We start from the raw sequence: 24,794 nt of genomic DNA on the forward strand, positions 1-24,794 counted from the left end.
GTAACGGTGTCTGTTCGTCGTGTCCGTTTGCCGTGGTCGGCGGGGAGGGGAGCGCCGCCACCAGGGCGGCGTCGAAGCTCTCGTGTCGCTTTTGTGAGCGCTTTGACCGTGCTGAGTGCTCTTGTGTCACCTGTCGTCCCGGCGTTGGCTGCGCCGGTGGCGGACAAGGACAAGATCTGGTCGCCGCCGGGTACTCCGCTGCCGAAGACGGCTTCCGTACCGGGCTCACCAGAGCAGCCGAAGTCGGTGTCGGCGAAGAAGGGCTCACCGGACTGGGTGCCGCCGAAGGGCGCTCCGAAGAGTGCCTCGGGCTCGGCCGTCGCCCTGCTGGATCCCGCGCCGGCGCCCGGTGCGAAGGCCGTTCGCAAGGGTCCGGACGGCGCCGAGGTGTGGGAGCCGGCGGCCGGCGCCTCGAAGCGGGCCGGTGAACTGCCGGTGTGGCTGGCGCCCGTCGCGCCGGATACCGCGTCGAAGGCCTCGGGTGCTGCGCCGGGCGCGGACGCCGGTCCGGCCAACCCGCCGGTCAAGGTGAGTGTCGCCGACGCGAAGGCCACCGGTGCCGCCGGTGTGCAGGGAGCCCTGGTCACGCTGGAGCGCGCCGAGCAGACGGACGCGACGAAGGTGCGGCTGGGTCTGGACCTGTCCGGTGCCGGATTCGGTGGTGGCTTCGCCGAGCGGGCACAGCTGGTGTCGCTGCCCGCGTGTTCGCTGACCACGCCCGAGGTGGCCGGCTGCCTGGCGCGCACGCCGGTGCCCTCGCACTACGACGCGGAGGCGAAGAAGCTCGTCGCCGACATCGACCTGCCCGCCGTCGAAGCCGCTCTGACGAAGGGACAGCGAGCCGAGTCGAAGTCCGGGGACCAGGCGCCGTCCTCCGGCCCTGTGCCCGCAGCCCCGGCGCGGATGGTGCTGGCGGCCGAGGGTACCCCGTCCAGCGGCCTCGGCACCTACAGCGCGACCTCGCTCTCCCCGAGCCAGGCGTGGACGGCCGGCAGCTCGTCGGGCTCGTTCACGTACAGCTACCCGGTCCAGTCCCCGCCGTCGCTCGGCGGCACGGCGCCCCAGGTGGCACTGGGATACGACTCGGCGGCGGTCGACGGGAGGACCTCGTCGACCAACTCCCAGGCGTCCTGGATCGGTGACGGCTGGGACTTCAGCTCGGGCTTCGTCGAGCGCTCCTACAAGGCGTGCGACAAGGCCGGGATTGCCGGATCCGGCGACCAGTGCTGGGGCGGGGCGAACCTGACCCTGTCGTTGGGCGGCCACTCGGGCGAACTCGTGCCCAACGACCCCTGCGCGTCCGGTGACGCCAAGTCCGAGCAGTCCACGTGCACCTGGCGGTTGAGGAACGACGACGGGACCAAGGTCGAGTTCCTCACCGGCGCCGACAACGGCACCTGGAACGGGTCGTACCTCAAGGTCACCGACAGCTCCGGCACGGTCTACTACTTCGGCCTCAACCACCTGCCCTCCGCGTCCCGTGCGCCGACCAGCACCGGCCCGGAGAGCAAGTCGGCCTGGACGGTGCCGGTGTACTCGCCGAACGCGGGTGACCCGTGCTATGACGCTGCCAAGGGCAAGGGATCGTGGTGCCAGACGGCATGGCGCTGGAACCTCGACTACGTCGTCGACGCCCACAACAACCTGACCACCTACACCTACGCGCCGGAGGCCAACTGGTACGCCCGCGGTGGCGGCCAGAACCGCGGCAGTGGTGTGAACTCCTCGTACACCCGCGGCGGCACGCTCGCCTCGATCGGCTACGGGCAGCTGCTCTCCGACCAGCTCGGTGCGAACGGCGCGCACCAGCCCGCCGCGAAGATCGACTTCGAGACGGACGAGCGCTGCGTCTCGGGCGCGGCGGCCTGCGACCCCGCGCAGCGGACCTCGGCCAACGCGGCCAACTGGCCGGACGTGCCGCTCGACAAGCAGTGCGCCGAGCAGGGCACCTGCTCCAGCTACGGGCCGACCTACTGGTCGACCAGGTGGCTGAACGCCGTCACCACCTCGATCCGCTCCGGCGGCTCGTACCGCCCGGTGGACCGCTACGAGCTCACGCACACGTTCAAGAAACCGGCCAACTCCGATGAGAACACGCAGATCCCGTGGCTCCAGGCGGTCAAGCGGATCGGCAAGGACACCTTCAACGGGCAGACCGACCAGGCCTTGCCGGAGGTCACCTTCGCGGACCTGATGCTGCCCAACCGGGTGGACGGCCTCGTCCCGGCCCGCCCCCGCTACTATCGGCCGCGGATCGAGGTGATCACCCTTGAGACCGGCGGCACGATCGCGGTGGACTACAACCGCGAATCGTGCATGCGCACCACGGGCAAGATGCCGTCCTCGGCGGACGGCAACACCATGAGCTGCTACAACGTGAAGTGGTACGACACGGGTGTGGCCGCGATGGTGGACGACTGGTTCCTGCGCTACCCGGTCGCCTCGGTGACCGTCGACCCGAACTCCAACCTCGTCGCCGGCTCGGTCACCAAGGTCACCGCCTACGAGTACGGGCCGGCCGCCTGGCACCGCAACGACGGCGCCCTGGTGGACGACAAGTCCCGCACCTGGGACCAGTTCCGCGGCTACGCCAAGGTGACCGCCGTGACCGGCTCGGGCAAGGACGGCGCGAAGTCCAAGACGTCGACCAGCTACCACCAGGGAATGGACGGTGACCTGAAGGCGGACGGATCGGCCCGGTCGGCGACGGTGTCCGGGCCGACGAGCGGCGCCCGCCGCGACGACGACTGGCTGTCCGGCCGGGTGCTGGAGAGCGACGTCTACGTCGATGCCGACGCGGCCGCACCCGAGGCGTCCACCGTGAACACCAGCAGTGGCCCGGTGACCACCGCGACCCACAAGCGGCCCGGTCTGCCGGACCTCGTCGCCCGGTACGCGGCCACCACCTCGACCAGCACCTCGACCAGCCGGACCACCACCGGAACCCGGGCCACCTCGACGGTGACCGCCAGTGACCCGGCGAACGGCAACCGGATCAAGACCAGCCTCAGCACCGCCGACGGCACACCCGACGTCTGTGTCCGCAACTCCTACGCCACCGGCGCGAATCCGAGCATGACCGGGCTGGTGTCCGAGGCGCTGACCGTCTCCGGAGCGAACGCCTGCACGGCGACGCCGACCGCAGCGAACACCGTCTCCGGCGCCCGCACCCTGTACGACGGTGCGGCGTTCGGCGCGGCGGGAGCCAAGGGGGAACCGACCGGTGCGCAGGTGCTGGACCGCTACGACGCTTCCGGCGCAGCTCAGTTCGTGACCACCGGCACCTCCGCCTACGACGTCTACGGCCGCGCCACCACCGCCACCGACGTGACGGCCACCGACAGCGCCAATCCGAACGGCGCCACCGTGACCACGACTTACGGCTCGGCGAACCCGGGCGAGCTGCCCAACCGGACCGTGACCGGCACCCCGGCCCCGGCGGGAGCGTCCGACGCCGGAGCCAAGCGCAACACCACCACCACGCTGAACCCGGCCCGCGCGCTGCCGATCACCACCACCGACCCCAACGCCCGTACCGTCACCCAGTCGTACGACTCCCTCGGTCGACTCAAGGCGGTCTGGACCCCGGGCCGGGCGACCAGCGCGAGAGCCAACTTCACCTTCGACTACACGGTGGACGGCACAGCCCGGCCGTCCACCGTCACCAGCCGGACGCTGCGCTCCAACGAGAGCTACGCGGTCTCCACCCAGATCGTGGACGGCCTGGCCCGGACCATCCAGACCCAGACCAACCCGGCCATCTCCGCCTACCACGGCCGACTGCTGACGGACACCTTCTACGACTCGCAGGGCCGCACCAACCGGACCTTCAACACCCACTACGACGACACCGCCGGTCCGAACACGGTCCGATTCAACGCGATCCCCGCCGAGGTCCCCGGCCAGACCTCCACCGCCTTCGACGGCATGGGCCGACCGGTGAGCACACAGTTCATCGCCCTCGGCGTGCTGCAGAACACCACGACCACCGCCTACCCGGGCGCCGACCGGGTCGACGTGTCGCCGCCGGCCGGTGCCACCGCGACCAGCACCCTTTCCGACGCCCGCGGCCGCACCAGCCAGCTGTGGCAGTACAGGACGCCGTCCGCTACCGGCAAGCAGGCCGACGCCGACGTCACCACGTACACCTACACCCCGAGCGGCCAGCCCGCGACGCGAGTCGACGCCGCCGGGAACAGCTGGAGCTACGGCTACGACCAGCGCGGCCGTCAGGTGAAGGCCGACGACCCGGACACCGGCGTCTCGATCCGCACCTACGACAGTGCGGGCCGCCTGGCCACCACCACGGACGCGCGCGGTCAGTCGATGGCGCTCACCTACGACCTGCTCGGCCGCAAGACCGGCACCTACAACGGCACGGTCAACCCGGCCAACCAGCTCACCGGCTACACCTACGACACCGTCGCCAAGGGCCAGGCCGCCAGCTCCACCCGGTACGTCGGGGGCGCCGGCGGAGCGGCCTACACCAAGGCCGTCACAGAGCTGGACCCGGCATACCGGCCGACCAAGTCCACCGTGTCGATCCCCGGCAGCGAGATCGGCAAGACCGGGCAGGCGACCTACGAGTACGAGACCGTCTACGACCCGATCACCGGCGCCGTGACCACCGAGTACCGGGCCGCCGTCGGCAACCTCGCCTACGAGTCGATCGGCTACAACTACGAGATCTACGGCCTGCTGCACGACATGGGCGGGGCCGACGACACCTACCTCCGTCAGTCCGACTGGGACGCCTACGGGCGCAACATCCGCTCCACCGTCAACCCGTTCGGCTGGCAGATCGTCGCCACCAACACCTACGACGTGTCCACCGGGCGTCCGCTGACGCAGTACGTCGACAAGCAGACCTCCACCGACGGCACGGTCCAGAACACGACCTACGCCTACAACCAGGCCGGCCGGATCACGGCGATCCGGAGCATCCCGAACAACACCCCGGCCGCCACCGACCTGCAGTGCTTCTCCTACGACTACCTGGGCCGGCTCACCACCGCGTGGAGCGACACCGGGCGGCTCGACCAGCCCACCCCGTCCCTGGCAGGCCAGGGGGCGTGCGCCAACTCCACTCCCACCAGCGGGGCTTCGGCGCCTTCGAAGACGACGGTGGGCGGCAACGCCGCCTACTGGCAGGACTACACCTACGACCTGACCGGCAACCGCACCAAGCTCGTCGACCACAACCCGGCCGGTGACCAGTCCAAGGACGTGAAGGTCGACCAGACCTTCCCGACCCCCGGCACCCGCAACACGCCGACCACCGCGGCCGGCACGGGCGGCGGCACCGGCGGCCCGCACGCACTCGCCGGCGGCACGTACACCTACGGCTCGGCCACCGCCCCCCAGGGCACCGACGAGTACGACGCGGCCGGCAACACCACGAAGATCAACAACCCCAACGGCATCAAGATCCTCAACGCCGGGTCCGTCCTCAAGTCCGGTGAGAGCGTGCGCTCCAACAGCGTCCGACTCGCCATGCAGGACGACGGCAACCTGGTGCTCAGCTCGCTGCGCACCGGCCAGGTCCTCTGGTCCACCAACACCCAGAACCACCCGGGAGCCTGGGCCACCATGCAGGACGACGGCAACTTCGTCGTCTATGACCCGCAGCGCGTCCCGCTCTGGTCCTCGCAGACCTGGGCGGGTAACGCCAGCGGCTACTTCGCGACCGTCCAGGACGACGGCAAGTTCATCGTCTACGCGCCCGGTTGGAATTCCAAGTGGGGCACCTCCACCTGGAATGCCGCCGACTCGGCCAACGCCTCCACGCTGACCTGGGACGTCGAGGGCAAGCTCGCCTCACTCGCTCAGGGTTCGGCCGTCACGACGTACGTCTACGACGCCGACGGCAACCAGCTGATCCGCCGCAACCCCGGCAAGGTCACCGTCAACCTCGGCGGCGGCGACGAACTCACCTACGACACCGGTACCAAGACCAGCACCGGTACCCGCTACTACAGCATCCCCGGCGGCATCACCCTGGTCCGCGAGAGCCCGACCAAGCTCACGTACCAGTTCGCCGACCACCACGGCACCAACACCCTGTCCATCGGCCGCGACAGCCTCGTCGAGACCCGCCGCCCCACCGACCCCTTCGGCGCCCCCCGCGGCACCACCTCCAGCACCACCGCCTGGGCCGGCGACAAGGGCTACGTGGGAGGCCTCAAGGACGACGCCACCGGCTTCACCAACCTCGGCGCACGCCAGTACCAGCCCACCACCGGCCGCTTCCTCAGCCCGGACCCGCTGCTCCTGCCCGACGACCCGCAGCAGTGGAACGCCTACGGGTACAGCAACAACGACCCGGTCAACAAGACCGACCCCACCGGCATGGCCCTGGAGGAGTGCGCCAGTGGGATGGCCAAGTGCTCCAACATGGGCACCAAGGTGGAGAGCGAGGGGCCGAACTACCAGAAGATCGTTGAACAGAACAACCGCGACTACTACGACACTGCTCGCGAGGTGGGGTTTGGGCCGACGCCCGCATATTCACAGAGGTTCGCTAAGTCGGGTCCCAGCAATGGCGGTGGTAACGGTATCATCATGGCGAGGTTCTTCATTCATATGAAGAATGCCGCCTTTGGGAGTTTGCTGGGTGATAATCGATCTTGGTCGAATTCGCCAGCCGATAGCGCGCGCATGACCGTTTTCTGGGATACCGATACCGGTGGCGCAACGTTTACCGTGATGCCGTCAACTGTGGCGGGGCATCACGATACGGTAATTGGCGGTACGTCGCGCCATCCGACTACGAGGAATGTCTGGGTGCCGCCGCAGATAGTTCCAGCGAAGGAGATCGAAGAGGGCGACAGTGGCTGGGGCACGTCATGGAGCCACAAGAGTTCAGTTAAGTTCATGCAGCTGGACGATAAGGGCCTTCATGCCAGAATTCATGGCATCAACAGCAAGATGAGGATATTTGGCGCCGACAATTCCCTGGATATAGATCTTGGGCCGTCCGGAGTTTCTGTTACTCGACGAGGTGATCACTATCCCGATCTAGAGGTGGTTCAGTATCGTCGAGGAGAGAGTCCCCACGTGATTGCCAGGGATGAGATGGGCCAATTTCAGGGAGATCCTGGTCTGCTTGCAGTTCCGTTTGCGTCATCCCTCTTCTCACCTTCGGACCGTACCTACCAGAATGGCGGGTGTGTATCAGGGTGCTGATTAACAGATTTAATCGAGTCGGCCGGTGGTTCAGTCGGGCGCTGCTGAGATATCTTGCGGTGTGCGTGGCTCCCGTGTGCGTTTTTATGCTCGTTCTTTCAGCATTTGCGCCCGGAGGGCATGACGCCAATGGATTCTCTCGAGCCGACTCCCTGGATAGCCTCAAGCTGCTGGCGCTTATCTCGCTCACAATAACTGTCCCCACACTGTTCTTTCTCTTCCTGGTCTCTTTTTGGGCGGCCAGGGGGAGGAATGTTCGGGGGGCGGCTGCCGTGTTGTTTGCTCTGCCCCCACTGCTCTATCTCCTTGCAGGTGCTTGGCCCTTCCTGCTGATGAGCGCACTCGGTGTGATCTACGCAATGGTAGTGATGCCCGCGCCTTCGCCTAGATCCTGATTTTGCGACATCTGGGTCCCCGGGCGCGTGATGCGCATCGGGGACCCAGATGTTTATTCTGGGCACTTAAGGTAACTTCCCGTTCAATCCTGGTGGGGCTCATCGAGTAATCGCTCGGCGAGGCAAGTCTGCTCCCCGCCATGTGTCGTGGAGAGAAGTCTCCGACCGTGGTGAAGTTCACCGGCACCTGGAAGTACGGGACGCTTGACGACGCCGGACCTGGCGCAGTCGCCCAGCTGGTATCCGTCGACGGCGATCTGAAGTGCGAGAGGTTCTTCCAGTATTCCAAGCGGCAGGACGGGTGGCTGACGATGGCTGGCGTGGACGCTGGTCAAGAGCCATTCGCCCGGGCAGTAGCCCGTTGGCGTGGATAGCCGGTAGGTCTGTGACATGAGCGCCCCATCCGGTTGCCGGATGGGGTGCTCAGCTGTTGAGGGGGTAGCTTGTGGATTTGTTGCGTGGAGGATGATAAGTGGGCGGGGAGGGCTTTCGCTGCGGGGTAGGAAGGCTAGGGTCCAGGCGAACCGATGGATTGTCAGTTCTGACTGGGCGGTGCTACCATATGCGATCCTTGTCCTGTGAGGTCGGGAGTTTTGATGGTCGTCCTTGGAATGCTGATACCGATTGTCCTGGGATTGGCCTTGGTCACGAATTTTCGTGGAACCCGCGACTTCTTCGTGGAGGGTGCTGAGAAGAAGTCGATCCCGGTGATCGCGCTGATTGTCGGCTGGTTCTTCATCGTGGTTCCTGGGGCGGCTGTCCTGGGTATGGCTGTGAAGGCACTCCTGCACTGACCTGTTCGGACTGCCGCAGACGGTGGCGCACGACTTCTGTGGCGGCGGGGCGGTCTTCGAGACGGTCCCGCCGCCGGTCGTTTCAGAGATCCTTTGATGGAGGGCGCGTGAAGGGGCGGCGAATTGTCCTGTGAAGTGTGCTCGGTGGGTTGCTGGGTGTCCTCGGGGTGGGCTGGGCCGTGTGGATGATGGTCCGACTTCCGGGCCCTGACGTGCCGGATCCGGTCGGACGGTGGAGCGGTGGAACGGCGGCTGTCGAGCTTCTCCCGGAAGGGCGGGTCGGATCGGCGCAAGTGCCGGCCCGCGTGTGCGGCGTTGCCTCGGCGGATCGCGAACGGCCGACGGAGATCGAGGGGCGCTGGAAGAAGGCGATCCTCGATGACGTGGGGCCGGGGGTCTACGTGGACGCGACCCGGAAGGACGGGAGCGGTAGTTGTCGGTTCTGGCTGACGGCTGAGGAGAACGGGAAGGACCTGTGGGTCCTGGTCCGCCAGGGGTTCGTCATGAAGAAGGGCTTCTCCGGGGTGTAGGGGCTCGGAGGGTGCCGGCTTCGGTGCCGGGTGTCAGGGGGGTGTCAGGAGTGGGGCGGTGATCGTTGGGATGTCGTCAAGAGTGGTCGAGGTCCGGGGTGGGATCGGGTGAGGTGGGTGGGTGCCGACTCCTCCGTTGCCTGATGTGCCTGGTCCCACTGGTGGTTACCGCAATGCGCCTACCGGGGTGCCGCCGTACGGCGGGCCGGCGGTGCCGACGCTGCCGGCTCTGGACGGGACGCTGGTGGTCGACTTCGCGCTGGTCGGCAAGGCCGGGGCGGATGCGGGCAAGGCGGCCGAGGGCATGGCTGCCGCCTGGACGGCGCTCAGTTCGGCAGCCTTGTTCGGTGCGGCGCCTTGGGGGGATGATCCGGCGCTCGGGCAGGGCTTCGACCAGGTCTTCGCCCAGCCGCGGGACGATCTGCTGAAGGCGGTGCAGGCGCTGCCGGACACCCTGCGCAAGCTGGCCGACGCCCTCGGCGCCACGCGCAGCACGTTCGAGAGGGCCGACGAGCACGCCACGGAACTCGCCTGGACGTTCCCGGGGCCCGGTAGCGGCGGCGCGTGATGGCGGTCGACGCCCCCAACGCCTCGCTGCCGGACGGGTTGCAGAACCTGCTGATGATCCTGGTGGGCAACAAGTGGCCCACCGGGAACGAGAGCGCGCTGCGGGCCGAGGCTGATGCCTGGACCGAGGCGGCGAAGTCGATCCGTGCCTGCGTCCTGGACCTGGCGGACGCCAAGTCCCAGCTCGACCAGGGCCTGAGCGGCGCCAGCAAGGACGCGTTCGACGCCTATCTGGCCAGGCTCGCCGTCGCCGACGACGCCGCGCTGCCGCTCATCGCCCAGTGCTGCGACGCCGCCGCCGACGCGCTGCACAACCTGGCGAACCAGATCGAGACCCTGCGCATCGAGATCATCGGTGCGCTGGTGGTCCTGGCGGTTCAACTGGCCATCGACGCCGTGATGTTCCTCTTCGGCGGGGCCGAGGCGGCGCCCGTGGAGATCGCCTTCACCAGGGCCCTGGTGTGGGCCTTCCTGCGCAAGGCGCTGATCAGCGCGGTGACCCGGGTCGCCGAGTCGGTGCTGGCCCAGGTGGGCTTCGACCTGCTGGCCCAGGTGATCGAGCTGGGCCAGGGCCACCGCACGTCGATCGACGGCGGCGAGCTGGGCACGGCCGCCATCAACGGGGCGGTGGGCGGCGCGGTCGGCGTCGGCGCCGGGTGGCTCGGCAAGGGGCTGGGCAAGGGCCTGGGGAAGGGGCTCGGGAAGGGCTTCACCTCGCTGACCGGCAAGGAGGCCGGCGCGTTCGCCAAGGGCGCGGCCGGGCTGGTCTGGAACACCGGCTACGGGGCGCTGACCGGGATGGCCGAAGGCGCGGCGCAGGACGCGGTGTTCGGGCTGTCGGGTGACTACGTCTCCGGTGCGGCCAACGGCGCGTTCGCCGGGGCGTGGGGGTGGCGGCACGGGGCGATGAACCCCGGGAACAAGTTCTCCATCTCGCCGGGCGACCACATCGAGGGCTGGCTGAACGGCAGGCTGGAGGGCCCGCGCCCACCGCGCGGCGGTACGACGGGGGACGGTACGCCAGGGGGCGGCCCGTCGGAGATCGAGCTCGTCCCGGTGGGGGACCTGCCCCATGAGCTGCCGCCGCTGCCGCCGCAGGACACGGACCTCTCGGGCCTGTTCCACGAGATGGGCCACTTCCCGGCCCCCGTCGGCGACTTCAGATCGACGCACGGCGGCACCCCGGCTCCGCAGCGCCCGCTGCCGCGGACTGTCTCCGACGCCATCCTGGAGGAGCTCAATCCGGGCGTGCACCAGCCCTCCTGATGGAGCATCAGGAGGGCTGGCGTCGGCGCGGGGGAGGGGGCTGGGGGGGTGTTACTGGCTGCCCGCCGGGGCGAGGGGGGCCAGGGTGCCGGGGTAGAGGTACTCCTTCGCGGGGAGTGTGGTGCCGTGGGCCCAGGCGTCGAAGAAGCCCTTGAGGTCCTTGCCCGAGACCTTGGCGGCGAGGGTCTCGAACTGGGGGAAGGAGGCGTTGCCGTAGGCGTGGTCCGCGGTCCAGCGCTTGAGGGTGGCGAAGAACGCGTCGTCGCCGACGGTGCGCCGCAGGGCGTGCATCATCAGGGAGCCCTTGAAGTAGAGGGCTGAGGCCAGTTCCTGGCCCTGCCCGGGGTCGTACAGCTTGGTGGACCAGAACTCCGGCTTGTTCCGGTTCTCCTCGACGGTGGGGGTGTAGAAGCCGGTGTCGAGGTTGCTGCCCTGGTGCTCGTCCCACAGCTGGTTGGCGTACTGGGCGACGCATTCGGCGATGCAGCCGTCGCGCCAGTCGGTGAACGAGACGCTGTCGCCGAACCACTGGTGGGTGATCTCGTGGACGGCCGCGGAGTCCCAGAAGTAGTTGGTGTAGGTGGGCCGGCTCTGGGTCTCCAGGTCCGGCGCGCCGGTGCCCGTCTCCTTGGTCCAGCTGCGGACGATGGCGCCCGCGGAGGAGAACGGGTACGGGCCGAACTTGGAGGCCAGGAAGGCGATGATCTCCGGCTGCTGGGCCTCGGTCGCCTTGGCCATGTCGTCGATCGGCACGTCCGGGCCGTAGGCCGTGATGACCGGCGTCCCGTCGGGCAGCGCCGAGCGGTGGACGGTGAACTTGTCGATGGCGACGGTGCTGAGGTAGGTCGCCATCGGCTTGTCCTCGCGCCAGCGGAAGGTCGTCGAGCCGTCCTTGCTGGTGGTCTGGCCGGGCCGGCCGTTGCCGATGGCGGTCCAGCCGTCGGGGACGGTCGCGGCGAGCGAGAAGGTGGCCTTGTCGGACGGGTGGTCGTTGGACGGGAACCAGGAGGTCGCCGAGTGCGGCTCGCCCATCGCGTTGACGCCGCCGGACACCAGCTGGTGCCAGCCCTCGGGGTCGGGCTTGCCCGCGTACACCACCCGCACCGCGAAGGTGGCGCCGCCGGCCACCCGGCGGGCGGGCACGATGTCCAGCTTGTGCGTGCCGGAGCGGGAGAACGACTTGGCCGGGGTGCCGTTCACGGTGACGGAGGCGACCTGGAAGCCCTTGAGGTCCAGGGAGAGGCGGTCGAGCGACTGGAGGGCCCGGGCGGTGACGGTCGTGTCGCCGTTCAACTGGTCGGGGTGAGCCGGGTCGTAGGCGATCCGGACGTCGTAGTTCGCCACGTCGTAGCCGACGTTGCCGTCCTCGGGGAAGTACGGGTCCCCGATCCCGGCCGCTCCCGCGGGGGCGGCGGTCAGGGCGACTCCGAGGGCGGTGGCGGCGGCCACCAGGGTGACGGCCTTGCGGCGGTGGCGACTCGGCGGTGTGCGCATCTGTGGCTCCTGGGGACGGGCGGTCAGGACCGGGGGGCGGCGGGGACGGTGGCCGGGGCGGTGGTGGCCGGAACGGCGGGGGCGGCGGGCTTGGCGGCTGCGGGCTTGGCGGTGGCGAACTGCCACACCACGCCGATCATGGCGTTGGTGCTGGTCGCCTGCGTCGCGGGGTCGACGTTGGCGAGGTTGTCGCAAGCGCTGTGGAGGCAGTCCGAGACGCCGCTGCTGAAGCCGGACGACGGGATCCCCGCGTCCCCGAACGGCTGGCTGTCGGAGCTGTCCAGCGGGATGTCGAAGGTGGCCAGGCCCCGGTCGGTGAACCACTTCTCGAAGGCCTGGAAGGCCGCGGTCTCGTTGTTCTTCGCGTCCTTCACCAGGAGGTACTGCTGGAGGTTCTTGCTGCCCGCCTGGTCGAGGTTGAGGTACAGGTCGATGGCCTTGCGGTCGCCGGCGGACAGGTTCTTGACGTAGTCCGCCGAGCCGACCATCCCCAGCTCCTCCGCCCCCCACCAGGCGAAGCGCAGGTGCCGCTCGGGCTTCAGCTTGGCCTTGGCCACCTGGAGGGCGGTGGTCAGGACGGCCGCCGAGCCGGAGCCGTTGTCGTTGATCCCCGGGCCCATCGGGACGCTGTCCAGGTGGGCGCCGGTGAGCAGCACGTGGTCGGGGTCGCCGCCCTGCCAGTCGGCGATCAGGTTGTAGCCGTCCTTGCCGTCGTGGGAGAAGCGGCGCAGCTGCGTCTGGAAGCCGGCCCGGTCCAGCGCGTGCTTCACGTACGCCACCGACTCCGCGTACCCCTTGGTGCCGTGCGCGCGGTTGCCGCCGTTGCGGTCCGCGATCCGCTGCAGGGCCTGGAGGTGCGGCATCACCTCGGCCGCCTCGACGGTGGGCGCGGCCGGGGCGGGCCTGTGCTCGGCGGCCGTGGCCGCGGCGGCGGGGACGGTGGACAGCAGCAGGGCGGTCCCGATGACGTGGGCGGCGAGGGACACCAGGCGGCGGGAGGGCATCACACGGGAGCCTTTCGGAGGCGGGGCCGGGGGGCTTCCCCCGGCGGACTCCGTCCACCCTGGTCCGTCGATGTCAGGAACTTGTCGAGAGGCTGTCGGGAACCGGTAGGGGTGCTTCCGGAGGGCGACTTACGATCATCCTCATGTGCGCACATGTCGTGGTCGCCGAGGACGATCCCAAGCAGGCCGACCTGGCCCGCCTGTACCTGGAGCGGGAAGGGCATCGCGTGGTCGTCGTCCACGACGGCCGGGCCGCGCTGGAGCAGGCCCGGCGCGGCCCGGCGGACCTCCTGGTCCTCGACGTGATGATGCCCGTCATGGACGGGCTCGACGTCTGCCGTGCCCTGCGTGCCGAATCCGCCCTGCCGGTGCTGATGCTGACGGCCCGCACCGCCGAGGAGGACCTGCTGCTCGGCCTCGACCTCGGCGCCGACGACTACCTCACCAAGCCGTACAGCCCGCGCGAGCTCGTGGCCCGGGTCCGGGCCCTGCTGCGCCGCGGGTCCCGGCCGCTGACCCCGGGTGCTCCCGCACCGCCGGCCGCGCCCACCCTGTCGCCGACCGCGCCGCCCGCCGCCGCGCCCCCGGCCGTACTGACCGCCGGGGCCCTCACCGTCGACCCCCTGCGCCACGAGGTCACCGCCGACGGACGGCCCGTCAGCTGCACGCCCGGCGAGTTCCGGCTGCTCCAGGTGCTGGCCGCCCAGCCCGGCCGGGTCTTCACCCGGGCCCAGCTGCTGGAGCACCTGCACGGCATCGACCGGTACATCACCACCCGGACCGTCGACACCCACGTGATGAACCTGCGCCGCAAGATCGAGCCCCAACCGCGCCGCCCCACCCGCCTGCTGACGGTCTACGGCATCGGCTACAAGCTCGCGGAGGGGCCGCGCGGTGCGTCGTGACGCCCCGCCGCGCCGCAGCCTGCTGATCCGGCTGCTCGCCCTCTCCGCCCTGGTCTCGCTCTGTTCGATCGCCGCGACGGCCTGGCTGACCGCCCGCACCACGACGGGCGCGATCAGGCAGGAGCAGCGCCAGGTCCTCGCGGACCAGGCCCGGATCTACCACGAACTGCTCGGCTACGCCGCGACCCACCCCGACTGGACGGGTGCGGAGAGCACCGTGCGGCGGCTCGCCGCCGACACCGGGCAGCGCATCCTGCTGACGACTCCGCGCTTCGAGCCGGTCGTCGACTCCGCGGCCACCGCACCCGGGTCACCGGCCGCCACCTCCGGGACCCCCGCCACCGCCCCCGGGTCACCGCCCCCGGCCGCCACGCCGTCGGCACCGCCCCCGGGCGCCGCCGACCGGACGGTGCTGCCCCGGACGCCCACCACCACGGTCGACCCGCTCTCCGTCGACCTCGCCATGCTGCCCGACGCCCCGGCCGACCGGATCGACGCCCGTGCCGTGGGCCCGTTCCGGCTGACGACCGCCGAGCGCGCGGCCATGGAGGAGGCCGCGCGGAATCGGGCCGGCTGCCTGCGGTCGGAACTGGGCGTCGAGGCGACCGTCACCGACGACGCCGCCGGCCGCCCCGTGGTGAGCGTCCCCGGCGGCCGGCCGCTCGGCGTGCGCTGCGCGCCCCCGCTGGTGCTGGACGCCCCGACCCGCACCGAGAGCGCCGCCCTCGCCGACCTCACCGCGCTCGTCAACGCCTGCCTGGAGCGCCAGCAGATCCGGCCCGTGACGCTGTCCCTGGGGTTGCAGTGGGCCCCGGCCCGCGACCGGGAGCAGGAGCAGGTGATCTCCGCCTGCCTCGCCAACTCCCGCCGGCAGCAGCTCGTCCGGTACGTGGCGCCGCCCGTGCTGCTGTTCGTCGGCGCGCCCGCCGGCGCGGCGGACCAGGCCCCCGTGCTGTCCGCCCCGCACCGCGGGCGGGTCGCCGAGGTCGCCGCGCTGGTGCTGGCGGTCACCGTGGCGATCACCACGATCGTTGGCCTGCGGCTCTCCCGGCCGCTGAACGCGCTCACCCGCGCTGCCCGGCGGATGACCGACGGGGACCTCTCCGCCCGGGTGACCGCGACCGGTCGCGACGAGATCGCCGGACTCGCCGCCGCCTTCAACGCCATGGCGCAGCGCCGCGAACAGCTGGAGGAGATGCGCCGGGCGATGGTCGGCGACATCGCGCACGAGCTGCGCACCCCGCTCAGCAACATCCGCGGCTGGCTGGAGGCCGTCGAGGACGGCGTCGTCACCGCCGACGGCGCCTTGACGAGTTCGCTGCTGGAGGAGGCCCTGCAACTCCAGCACCTGGTCGACGACCTGCGGGACCTCGCCGCCGCCGACGCCGGTGAACTGGCCCTGCACCGCGAGCCCGTGGACGTCGAGGACCTGTTGGCCCAGGTTGCCACCGCGCACGGCGCCCGGGCGCAGGCGTCGGGCGTGGCCCTGGTCGTCGAGGCGGTCGCGGACCGGACGGGGCCCGAGACGGCCGGCGCCCCGGCCGGGTACGAGATGGCCGGGTACGAGATGGCCGGGTGCGAGGTGTTCGCCGACCCGGTGCGCCTGCGCCAGCTGGTGGGCAACCTGGTCGCCAACGCCGTCCGGCACACCCCGGCGGGCGGCACGGTCACCCTGCGGACCCGGACGGAGTCCGACGCCCTGCTCATCGAGGTCGCCGACACCGGCGGCGGCATCGCCGAGGCGGACCTGCCGTTGGTGTTCGAGCGCTTCTGGCGGGCCGACAAGTCCCGCAACCGGCAGAGCGGCGGCAGCGGTCTGGGCCTCGCCATCGTCCGCAAGCTCGCCGAGCTCCACGGCGGCGGCGTTCACGCGGCCAGCAGCCCCGGCGCGGGCTCGGTGTTCACCGTGCGCCTTCCCGCCCCGGCGCCCGCCGGGTACGGGGGTGGAGCGGGCCGATAGCTAAATCATCGACATATGTTTGCCATTGATCTATGCTCACGGCCATGGCTAACCGTCAACTACAGGAGCCGACCCGGCTCGTGCTCACCGCGCTCGCCGATGCCCCGCGGCACGGCTACGCGATCGTCCAGGAAGTCCTGGCCATCTCCGACGGCCGGACCAAGCTGCTCACCGGCACCCTCTACACCGCGCTGGACCGGCTCCTCCAGCAGGGGCTGATCCGGATCGACCACGAGGAGGTCGTCGGCGGCCGGATGCGGCGCACCTTCGCCCTCACCGAGGACGGCCGGGACGTCCTGGGCGCGGAGACGGAACGGCTGCGGGCCGGAGTCGTCGAGGCCGAGCGCAGGCTCGCGCTCGGGCGGGGGCCGCGCCTCGGGGCGCTCCGGCTGAGCGGCGGTGCGGCATGACCGCGCAGCAGGCCGGGGCGCTGCCCGGCAGGCTCCCGCTGATCGGCATCTACCCCGCCGCCTACCGGGCCTCGCACGGCGAGGAGATCGCCGCCGTCTTCGCCGAGTCCGTCGAGGGCGCCGACCGGCGCACCGTGCTGCGCGAGTGGGTCACCCTGGCCGCGCACGCCGCTCGGCTGCGGACCCGGCTCAGCTCCGGAGACCCCGCGGGCCGGGCGCTCGCCGGCGCCGCGCCGTTCCTGCTGGCCGGAGGGGCGGCGCTGGCCTTCGTCCAGCTGGTGATGACCTTCTTCGTCGCGGACACGCGCTTCGACCTGATGGGCCTGCACACCACGGCCGCGACCGCGGTGGGCGCGGTGCAGGCCGCCCCCTGGGTCCTCGCGCTGCTCGGCGCCGGCCTCGGGCACTGGGGCGCCGCCCGCCTCCTGGTGCTGGTCGGCGTCCTCGCCCGGATCGGCGCCGCGGTCGGCTACGCCGTCCACCCGGCCGGGGTGCTCTTCCTGTCCCTCCACCAGCTGCCCCTCTGGCTCCTGCTCGGGGTGCCGCTGCTCATCGCCCCGCCCGACGGCGTCGACCAGCGCGTCCGCGCCCGGGTCGGGACGGTCGTCGCGGCGGCCGTCATCGCGCTGCCGATGAGCGCGCTCGTCCTCGCCTGGCCCTGGCGCGACCTGGAGGACTACTCCGAGGTCATCTTCCCGCGCAGCACCCAGATGCTGCTCGACGCGTCGTCGGCCTGGCCCGCCGTGGTGATGGCGATCGCCTTCTTCGTCCACTTCGCCGCCCGCCGGCCCGACCGGCCGCGCGCCGCCGGTGTGGCGCTGGCCGCCCTCCCCTGGGCGGTCATGCTCCCCGCGCCCTACTACTGGGCGCTGCCGCGCGACCTCGCCGACCTCGGGCGCAACCTCGCGGTCGTGGTCGGCCTGCTGGCCGTCGCCGCCGTCCTCGCCGCGTTCGGCCGCACCCTGGCCGCCTCCCGGGACCCGGAGCCGGTCGAGCCGGCCTGACCGCGGAGGCGGCGCCCCGAACCGACCGCCGGTGTCGGGCCGGCCGGTCCGAGGATCCCCGAGTCCCTTCTTCCGGAAGGGGCTCGGGGATCCTTCGTCGATGGCGTGGCGGCCCGGCGCGGTGTGGCGTGGATCACGGCAACGGGTGGCGGCGGCGGGACAGGAGCTGGTGTGGAGAATTCGATACGCGCCCGGGTGCGCGCTGGGGACGCGGCGGCGTTCGGGCTGGTCTTCGAGGACCACGCCCAGGCGGTGTACCGGCACGCCGTGCGGATGACCGGGGACTGGGCCGTCGCCGAGGACGTGGTCTCGCTGACGTTCCTGGAGGCGTGGCGGCTGCGCGCGCGGGTCGATCCCGAGGGGGAGAGCCTGCGGCCGTGGCTGCTGGGGATCGCGGGCAACGTCATCCGCAACACCCGTCGGGCCGCGCGGCGCCACCAGCGGGCGCTGGCCAAGCTGCCGCCGCGCGAGGCGATGCCGGACTTCGCCGGGGAGCTGGCGGGTCGGATCGCCGACGCCGAGGAGCTGGCCGCCGCGAAGGCCGCGCTGGAACGGCTGCGGCCGGCGGAGCGCGAGGTGTTCGCGCTGTGCGTGTGGGAGGGCCTGGACCACGCGGCCGTCGCCGAGGCGCTGGGCCGGCCGGTGGGGACGGTCCGCTCGCGGTTGTCGCGGGCCCGGGCCCGGCTGCGGGAGTTGACGGCGAAGGAGCTCGCCGCGTCACGGTCCGCGCGCTCGGGAAGAGGTGGGCAACGCCCGGGCGCCGGCGGACAGGTAGCAGGTGACCGCGACCTCGCGGTCCGGCCGTACAAGGAGACGACCCGATGAACGCCACCCCCCGGGACCGGTCCGAGCAGACCGAGCGGGAGGAACTGGTCCGGCTGCTGCCGGCCCCGGCGGCCCCGGAGCTCCCCCCGGGCCGCCACCTCCTGCTGAAGGAACACCTGATGGACACCGTCACCGACAACTCCCGGCGCACGGCCCGGCGGCGCAGCCTGGCGCTGCGCCTGGCCCTCCCGGCGGGCCTGGCCGCCGCCCTGGTCGGCGCCCTCCTCGCCACAGGCCCCGGCCGCCCCGCCCCGGACGCCCGGCACCAGGACGCCCAGCACCAGGACGCCCAGCACCCGGCCGACGGCACCGGCCACGCGCTGGGCCGCGTCGACAACGCCGCGTACACCCTCGAAGGCGGTGACGACCTCGTCAAACTCACCATCCTGGAGCAGTACAAGCCGGTGGACCCGGACCAACTGCAGCGCGACCTGGACCGGTTCGGGATCCCCGCCCGGGTCTACGCCGGCCAGCCCGGCTGCCGCGCCTCCGAGCCGGAGACCCCGGACAACCAGGAGGGCCAGGACAGTTGGGACATGCATACGGAGGGCGCCGGCCCGCTCGTCCTCACCGTCCGCCCCCGCGCCGTCCCGGCCGGCCTCAAGCTCTTCATCTACCTGCCCTTCGCCGGGACCGACCCCGCCCACAGCTCGCGCGAGATGCACACCGGCCTCATGCGGAGCCCGGGCCCGGCCTGCATGCCGTCCAAGGTCTACTTCAACCCCCTGGCGAGCCTGATCCCGACCCCGCCGCACTGAGCGGCTGACGGCTGACGACCGGCGGCTGACGACCGACGGGTGCGCGGCGGCAGCGGTAGCCGGCGGAGGCAGGCGATGGCAGGGGTGTCCGCCCGGGGCCTGCCGGGGGGTGTCGCCGGGCGGGCCGGCGGGTGCGGGGCTGCGGTCCGGGATGCGCCGGCGCGGTGCGCCGGAGGACGCACGGGGCGCGGGGGCCGCGGCTGGGGAAGCGCTGTGCACCGCTTGACCGGGGGGCGCCGGGGAGGGCGAGGGGCGCCGGGGAAGGGGCGCCGGGGGCGCCCTGGGAGAGGGGCGCCGGGGAAGACGGGGCGGATCAGGTGGTCGAGCCTCTTCGGAGGTGCTGGAGGCAGTCGGCGATCTCGGCGGGGGTGGAGGGACCGAGGGCGTCGGCGAGGCGGCCGTGGTGGAGGAAGACGACGCTGTCCGCGTACGCGGCGGCTTCCGGGTCGGTGGTGACGAGGACCGCCGTGAGGTCGAGGGCGCGGACCGCGCGGCGGAGTGAGGCGCCGATGGCGCGGGCGAGTTCGGGCGAGTCGTCGTGGCCGGGGGTGTCGACCAGCAGCAGGCGCGGGGAGCCGGCCAGCAGCCGGGCCAGCATGGCGTTGTGCTGCTGGACCCGGCCCAGCCTCCGGAGCGGCCGCCGCCAGAGCCACAGTCGGGTGATCCGACTGATCTGCCAGGCCTGGCGGCGGCCGAGTGCGGAAACGCCCGGATCGACGAATTCACGAACCGTCACATTCGGGTGGACGGGCTCGTGTTGGCCCCAGAGTGCGCCGACGGAACCCCGTTCACCGTCGGCCCAGTGGACCGTTCCGGTGGACGGGGTGGTGACGCCGGCCATGCACTCCAGGAGTGCCGTGGTGCTGGCGCGTTCGTCTCCCATGACGGCACAGAAGCGGCCTTTTCGTACGCCGAGTGAGAACTCGCGCAGGACCGCTGTGGGACCGTTCGTGCCCGGGTGGATTTTCGACACGTTTTCCAGCGTGACGGCACAGTCTGGGGCGGCTTCCCGCTCAGCTGGTCCACCTCCCATCATGAATCCGCTCCCAGGCTTCCGTAAATGATGCGTGCGGCGACAAGGCATCGTGCTTGCATGCCCAGAACCTACTCGCTCGTAATGGGTTTAGGCCATGCTGCCCGCATCCGTATGTATGGTGCACTTTCCTAGACCATCCGTGTCAGATCGAGATCGCTCCTCGGGGTGTGTTGCGGGTGCGTTACTTCGGGAATCGTCGGTATAGGGCGAATTGTCAGACCAGTGGATCCCCACGAAGAAGAGCCCCGCCAAGGGGGGTCAGGGTGTGGTGCACTTTGTTGAGCGAGCGCAGGGTGGTGATAAGTCCGGCCGCCCGCAGGACGGCGGTGTGCTGGCTCGCGGCGGCGGTGGAGATGCCCACCAGCTCGCCGACCTCGGTGGTGGTGCAGGTGGTCGTCAACACCTGGAGGACGGCCGCCCGGGTGCGCCCCAGCAGGGCCCCCAGGGCCTGGTCGCCGTCGGGCGCCGGGTCCCACAGGTTCTCCCGGTCGCGCGGGACGGGGATCGGGTAGAGCAGCAGCAGGGGCCGGTCGCCCTGCTGTTCGACCAGGATCGGCGATCGGGAGAACAGGAACAGCGACGGCGCTATCTCCAGGCCGGTCGACTCCAGTTTGATGTCGTGCCCCGTCCCGGGGACCTCCAGCACCGGGGGACGCCAGCGGATCGCCGGGTGCAGGGTGCTGAGCAACTGGTCGACGCCGCCGCTCATCATGATCTGGGCCCGGGCGTTCCGGTCGACTTCGAGCAGGGTCGACACCTGGCTCCAGTAGGGCTCCACGGCGATCCGGTGGAATGTCTCCAGATCGCGCAGAACCCGCGGTCGGAATTCGTTCCCGGATCCGGCCGCGGAGGAGTTTTCGAGAATTCGGTAGAGATCCGGGAAAGGTCGTACGGTGCGGGCGAGTTCGGCCAGTGCCCGGCCGTCCCGTTCACCCGCGACCCGTCGTCGCCAGGAATGGAAGACGGGGCCTCCGCCGCCCGTCGCGAAGGTTTCGAGGGCGCACAGCGCCTCTCGCATCGGATCCAGATGAGCGGCCGACGATACTTTGGCCAGGCTCGCCGGACTGAAGAATATGCGTCGCATTGCTGTTTTCCCCCTTGAAGTTCCGATGCTGTCGCGATCGGAGGTCATCGGTCTCAGGCCGGCATCGCTGCCGCTTCGATCACGCCCTCGGTCGCACAGTTCGGTCCGTCGGGGAGAATGGGGTAGAAGAGCGTCGGTCCGTCGGCAATGGTGTGGTCGTCCACCAGGACCGGGGAATCGGGTGCCAGGAAGTAGGACGGCGCAATGGTCAGCCCGACCTCCTCCAGTTGCACGTCCTCGTTCTGTCCGGGTATCTCCAGCGAGCAGGTGGAGAGCCGGACGGTCGGGTGAAGGGTGCTCAGCAGGCTGCGCGCGCCGCAGTCCTGGAGGATTTCCAGTCGCTTCTTCCGGTCGCTCTGGACGGTGAGGGAGATCACGTCCCAGTGCGGGGCGACCATGATGCGGTAGAAGGACTCCAGGTCCCGGAGCAGGCGCAGGTCGGCGCCGTTCCCGGAGTGCCGGGCGCGCCGGACCATGGTGTCCATGTCGGGGAACGGGCGGATGGTCCGGGCGAGTTCGACGAGCCGCTGGGTGGACCCGAGCCGGTGGGTGGGACCCAGCCGGCGGGCCGGCCCCACGGGGCGGGTTTTATGCCATCGGAGCCGGCGTTTCGCCTGGCGGTGCCGGGAAGAGAGCAGGTCCAGGGCGAAGAGTGATTCGCTGACCCAGTCCGGGGTCGGCATGATACGCGTTCTCAACAGGCTTGCCGACGTGAAGTGCAGACGTGGCACGAGTCCCCCATGAATGCCGTTGATGTAGGCGGGTCGGGAGCCGGGATCCACGGTGAGGTGGATGGTCGATCGTGCGTGACCGCATCTTCGACATGGCCATGCCCGTTCCCGTACCGACTACGCTACGTGGCGCTTTAGGGGGGTGACAGTCGAGTCTTCGCCAGTTCGAAGGTGCAGTTCTCTGCACCTGATCCGGATAGCGGACTCGACTCGGTTCGACCGCCCCCTGAGGGGTCATGTGACCCGTGGGGCGGTTGGGGAGAGAGGGGTCTGTGGGGCCGGAGTCGCGCCGGACGTGGGTCCGCGCTCTCGGCCTACCTGCCAAGAGCGCGGAAGTTCCTCAGGCGCGGATTCGATCTGCTCGTCAGATCGTGATAAGCACGTTGATCAGAACGCCAACGGCGACCACCGCGAGGACGACCCAGGGCCACATCGGGCGTTCCTTAGTGGGCTTCCAGCCGGTCGAATCGGGCATGACTGCTCCTGGCTTGTATTGGTACGGGGAGATTTACGGCCGGGCCCCCCGGAAGACGGGGGACCCAACGAGGGGCCCGGCCAAGGGAATCGGCGGGGGAACTGTTAGTGCCCTGTTCACCGATTCCGGTCTGTGGTCACCGTGTGCGCTCTGGGAGGCTCAACGGTGACGCTGGTTCGGAAGCCCAGTCATCACGGGTAGTCGTGGTGGTCGAGGCAGGTCTGGCGCAGTTCCTTGATGCGGTCGTTCTGCTCACCGATGTAACCGACCACGGTGCGCACCGCACCCTTCTCGCGGATGTCGGCGTTGCGCATCTTGTCGGCGGTCGACTGGATCGCATTGCGGAGCTTGTCGTCCCCGGCCTGCTTGGCCAGCCCGTCGAGCTCGTCGGCCCGGTCGCGCATCTTCTTGCGGGCCTCCTCCACGTTGTCCGGGAACGGATCGGTGAAGGTCTTGCCGAAGATCTTCGCGCACAGCTCGATCCGGTCGGCGGCCTTGGTACTGACCTGGCAGGCGGATGTTCCGGCGCCGACCAGGAGGACGGCGGCCAGGGTCAGCACGACCGTCCTGCTCCGCCGGCGTCCGGGTTCGGCCCCGTGGCTCCTGCGCATCGGGTACATGCTTCCTCCCTGGGTCCCGTGGGATCCGATGATCTTCTGCCCGTCGTCCCGGCGTTGGTTCCGCCTTCGATGACTCCATCCTGAACCCGGGCGCCGCCGATTTCATGGGGGCTTACTTCCGATCCGAGGTGCAGTTCTCTGCACCTTTCTTCGTGCACGTGATCGCCTGTGCTGGGCGTTTTCGCACCGGCTTAAAGACGTGGTGGGCGGTGGGTGGCGCCATGGAGGCTGAGGTCCGTACGGCCGGGACGGCATGCGGTGGCCGGGGTTCCGCCCCAGGGCCGTGGCGCACGGACAGCGCAGGGGAGAGAGGGACGACGATGGGCCCAGCACGGACACTCGCGGAGAAGCTGTGGGAGCGCCACGTCGTGGCGTCCCGGCCCGGCGGACCGGACCTCCTCTACATCGACCTCCACCTCACCCACGAGGCCACCTCCCCGCAGGCATTCGACGGGCTGCGGCTGGCCGGCCGCGGCGTCCGGCGGCCGGGGCTGACCCTGGCGCTGGAGGACCACAACGTCGCCACCACGGCGACCGCGGTGCTCGACCCGGTCAGCCTGGTCCAGTTGGACACGCTGCGCCGCAACTGCGCCGAACAGGGCGTCGAGCTCTACTCGGTCGGCCACCGGCGGCAGGGGATCGTGCACGTCGTCGGACCCGAACTCGGCTTGGTGCAGCCCGGCATGACGATCGTCTGCGGGGACAGCCACACCGCCACGCACGGCGCGTTCGGCGCGCTCGCCTTCGGCATCGGCACCAGCGACGTGGAGCACGTCCTGGCCACCCAGTGCCTGGAGATCGGCCGGCCGCGCACCCTGGCCGTCGAGTTCACCGGCCAACTCCCCCCGGAGGTCGGGGCGAAGGAGATGATCCTCGCGCTGATCGCCCGGATCGGGGCCAACGGGGCGCAGGGCCACCTCATCGAGTACCGGGGCGACGTGGTGCGCGGGCTCTCCATGGAGGCCCGGATGACGCTCTGCAACATGAGCATCGAGGCCGGCGCCCGGGCCGGGATCGTCGCACCCGACGAGACCACCCTGGAGTACCTGCGCGGCCGTCCGCACGCCCCCGCCGGGGCGGACTGGGACGCCGCCGTCGCCGACTGGTCCACCCTGGCCACCGACCCCGGCGCCGTGTTCGACCGGACGGTCGTGCTCGACGTGGGCGGGCTCACCCCGCTCGTCACCTGGGGCACCAACCCCGCGCAGACCGTGCCGCTCGCCGCCGCCGTGCCCGACCCGCAGACCTTCACCGACCCGCTCGAACGCGCCTCGGCGCAGAAGGCGCTGGCCTACATGGGCCTGCGGCCCGGGACCTCGATGCGGGACCTCGCGATCGACGTCGTCTTCGTCGGCTCCTGCACCAACGGCCGGATCGAGGACCTCCGCTCCGCGGCCGGGGTGCTGCGCGGGCGCACCGTCGCCGGCGGCACCCGGATGCTGGTCGTCCCCGGCTCGATGCAGGTGCGGGCCGAGGCCGAGGCGGAGGGGCTGCACGAGGTCTTCCTGGCCGCCGGCGCCGAGTGGCGGCTGCCCGGTTGCTCGATGTGCCTGGGGATGAACACCGACCGTCTCGAGGGTGTCGAGCGCTGCGCCTCCACCTCGAACCGTAACTTCGAAGGCCGCCAAGGGGCGCGGGCCCGCACCCACCTGGTGTCGCCCGCGGTCGCCGCCGCGACGGCGGTGGCCGGGCGGCTCGCGGCCCCGGCCGACCTGGCCTGACAGCGCCGGCCCGGCCGGAGAGAGGACAGC

18 protein-coding genes are annotated in these 24,794 nt (G+C 70.7%); 12 read left to right on the plus strand and 6 right to left on the minus strand.

The window, feature by feature from the left end; translation table 11 throughout:
- Positions 1-156: 156 nt before the first annotated feature.
- The 5 genes from AC07AL_RS07775 (at position 157) to AC07AL_RS07795 (ending at position 10,737) form a co-directional block, all read left to right on the plus strand.
- Positions 157-7,185 carry an RHS repeat domain-containing protein gene (locus tag AC07AL_RS07775; RefSeq protein WP_478317178.1) on the plus strand — a complete coding sequence of 2,343 codons (7,029 nt, stop codon included), beginning with the start codon at positions 157-159 and terminating at the stop codon, positions 7,183-7,185.
- 991 nt (positions 7,186-8,176) lie between these two features.
- On the plus strand, positions 8,177-8,374 hold the full coding sequence (locus tag AC07AL_RS07780; protein WP_400810099.1) for a hypothetical protein: 198 nt from the start codon (positions 8,177-8,179) through the stop codon (positions 8,372-8,374).
- Positions 8,375-8,523: 149 nt separating this feature from the next.
- Entirely contained in the window at positions 8,524-8,904 is a 381-nt protein-coding gene (locus tag AC07AL_RS07785; protein ID WP_400810097.1) for a hypothetical protein, read from the plus strand.
- A 145-nt stretch (positions 8,905-9,049) separates the two neighbouring features.
- Positions 9,050-9,472: a hypothetical protein gene (locus AC07AL_RS07790; RefSeq protein WP_478317179.1), complete on the plus strand. Its 423-nt coding sequence runs from the start codon at positions 9,050-9,052 to the stop codon at positions 9,470-9,472.
- On the plus strand, positions 9,472-10,737 hold the full coding sequence (locus AC07AL_RS07795; protein ID WP_478317180.1) for a WXG100-like domain-containing protein: 1,266 nt from the start codon (positions 9,472-9,474) through the stop codon (positions 10,735-10,737). Before AC07AL_RS07790 ends, AC07AL_RS07795 begins: the two co-directional genes overlap by 1 nt.
- Positions 10,738-10,788: 51 nt before the next feature.
- On the opposite strand, the gene AC07AL_RS07800 is transcribed toward AC07AL_RS07795, so the two are convergent.
- Positions 10,789-12,231: a M1 family metallopeptidase gene (locus AC07AL_RS07800; protein ID WP_478317181.1), complete on the minus strand. Its 1,443-nt coding sequence runs from the start codon at positions 12,229-12,231 to the stop codon at positions 10,789-10,791.
- 23 nt (positions 12,232-12,254) lie between these two features.
- On the minus strand, positions 12,255-13,235 hold the full coding sequence (locus AC07AL_RS07805; protein ID WP_400810091.1) for a M20/M25/M40 family metallo-hydrolase: 981 nt from the start codon (positions 13,233-13,235) through the stop codon (positions 12,255-12,257).
- A gap of 143 nt (positions 13,236-13,378) precedes the next feature.
- On the opposite strand from AC07AL_RS07805, the gene AC07AL_RS07810 reads away from it, so the two are divergent.
- The 6 genes from AC07AL_RS07810 (at position 13,379) to AC07AL_RS07835 (ending at position 19,097) form a co-directional block, all read left to right on the plus strand.
- Complete coding sequence (locus AC07AL_RS07810; RefSeq protein WP_363585162.1) at positions 13,379-14,140, plus strand: response regulator transcription factor; 762 nt, start codon at positions 13,379-13,381, stop codon at positions 14,138-14,140.
- Positions 14,130-16,100, plus strand: coding sequence for a sensor histidine kinase (locus AC07AL_RS07815; RefSeq protein WP_478317182.1), 1,971 nt, complete (start codon positions 14,130-14,132; stop codon positions 16,098-16,100). Before AC07AL_RS07810 ends, AC07AL_RS07815 begins: the two co-directional genes overlap by 11 nt.
- Positions 16,101-16,144: 44 nt before the next feature.
- Positions 16,145-16,510, plus strand: coding sequence for a PadR family transcriptional regulator (locus tag AC07AL_RS07820; protein ID WP_363585158.1), 366 nt, complete (start codon positions 16,145-16,147; stop codon positions 16,508-16,510).
- Positions 16,507-17,514 (plus strand): hypothetical protein, encoded by a 1,008-nt coding sequence (locus tag AC07AL_RS07825; protein WP_400810086.1) that lies wholly within the window; start codon positions 16,507-16,509, stop codon positions 17,512-17,514. Before AC07AL_RS07820 ends, AC07AL_RS07825 begins: the two co-directional genes overlap by 4 nt.
- Before the next feature lie 171 nt (positions 17,515-17,685).
- Positions 17,686-18,339 carry an RNA polymerase sigma factor gene (locus AC07AL_RS07830; RefSeq protein ID WP_363585154.1) on the plus strand — a complete coding sequence of 218 codons (654 nt, stop codon included), beginning with the start codon at positions 17,686-17,688 and terminating at the stop codon, positions 18,337-18,339.
- Complete coding sequence (locus AC07AL_RS07835; RefSeq protein ID WP_363585152.1) at positions 18,336-19,097, plus strand: hypothetical protein; 762 nt, start codon at positions 18,336-18,338, stop codon at positions 19,095-19,097. Before AC07AL_RS07830 ends, AC07AL_RS07835 begins: the two co-directional genes overlap by 4 nt.
- Positions 19,098-19,410: 313 nt before the next feature.
- Here AC07AL_RS07835 and AC07AL_RS07840 read toward each other — a convergent pair whose 3' ends face one another.
- From AC07AL_RS07840 to AC07AL_RS07855, 4 genes are all read right to left on the minus strand, one after another.
- Positions 19,411-20,181 (minus strand): ATP-binding cassette domain-containing protein, encoded by a 771-nt coding sequence (locus AC07AL_RS07840; protein ID WP_363630409.1) that lies wholly within the window; start codon positions 20,179-20,181, stop codon positions 19,411-19,413.
- A 166-nt stretch (positions 20,182-20,347) separates the two neighbouring features.
- On the minus strand, positions 20,348-20,911 hold the full coding sequence (locus AC07AL_RS07845) for an ArsR/SmtB family transcription factor (RefSeq protein WP_363585150.1): 564 nt from the start codon (positions 20,909-20,911) through the stop codon (positions 20,348-20,350).
- 359 nt (positions 20,912-21,270) lie between these two features.
- Complete coding sequence (locus tag AC07AL_RS07850) at positions 21,271-21,795, minus strand: hypothetical protein (RefSeq protein ID WP_363585148.1); 525 nt, start codon at positions 21,793-21,795, stop codon at positions 21,271-21,273.
- Between the two features lie 819 nt (positions 21,796-22,614).
- Positions 22,615-23,034 (minus strand): hypothetical protein, encoded by a 420-nt coding sequence (locus tag AC07AL_RS07855; protein WP_363585146.1) that lies wholly within the window; start codon positions 23,032-23,034, stop codon positions 22,615-22,617.
- A 329-nt stretch (positions 23,035-23,363) separates the two neighbouring features.
- On the opposite strand from AC07AL_RS07855, the gene leuC reads away from it, so the two are divergent.
- Positions 23,364-24,764, plus strand: a complete 1,401-nt coding sequence (leuC, locus tag AC07AL_RS07860; protein WP_363585144.1) for a 3-isopropylmalate dehydratase large subunit — start codon at positions 23,364-23,366, stop codon at positions 24,762-24,764.
- The last annotated feature ends 30 nt before the right edge of the window (positions 24,765-24,794 follow it).

Source organism: Kitasatospora sp. NPDC043949 (genome assembly GCF_056435365.1).

Coding starts and splice junctions, on each gene's coding strand:
- leuC (WP_363585144.1), top strand. CDS start 23,364: ATGGGCCCAGCACGGACACTCGCGGAGAAGCTGTGGGAGCGCCACGTC.
- AC07AL_RS07800 (WP_478317181.1), bottom strand. CDS start 12,231: ATGCGCACACCGCCGAGTCGCCACCGCCGCAAGGCCGTCACCCTGGTG.
- AC07AL_RS07855 (WP_363585146.1), bottom strand. CDS start 23,034: ATGCGCAGGAGCCACGGGGCCGAACCCGGACGCCGGCGGAGCAGGACG.
- AC07AL_RS07810 (WP_363585162.1), top strand. CDS start 13,379: ATGTGCGCACATGTCGTGGTCGCCGAGGACGATCCCAAGCAGGCCGAC.
- AC07AL_RS07820 (WP_363585158.1), top strand. CDS start 16,145: ATGGCTAACCGTCAACTACAGGAGCCGACCCGGCTCGTGCTCACCGCG.
- AC07AL_RS07825 (WP_400810086.1), top strand. CDS start 16,507: ATGACCGCGCAGCAGGCCGGGGCGCTGCCCGGCAGGCTCCCGCTGATC.
- AC07AL_RS07835 (WP_363585152.1), top strand. CDS start 18,336: ATGAACGCCACCCCCCGGGACCGGTCCGAGCAGACCGAGCGGGAGGAA.
- AC07AL_RS07780 (WP_400810099.1), top strand. CDS start 8,177: ATGGTCGTCCTTGGAATGCTGATACCGATTGTCCTGGGATTGGCCTTG.
- AC07AL_RS07840 (WP_363630409.1), bottom strand. CDS start 20,181: ATGCCTTGTCGCCGCACGCATCATTTACGGAAGCCTGGGAGCGGATTC.
- AC07AL_RS07805 (WP_400810091.1), bottom strand. CDS start 13,235: ATGCCCTCCCGCCGCCTGGTGTCCCTCGCCGCCCACGTCATCGGGACC.
- AC07AL_RS07795 (WP_478317180.1), top strand. CDS start 9,472: ATGGCGGTCGACGCCCCCAACGCCTCGCTGCCGGACGGGTTGCAGAAC.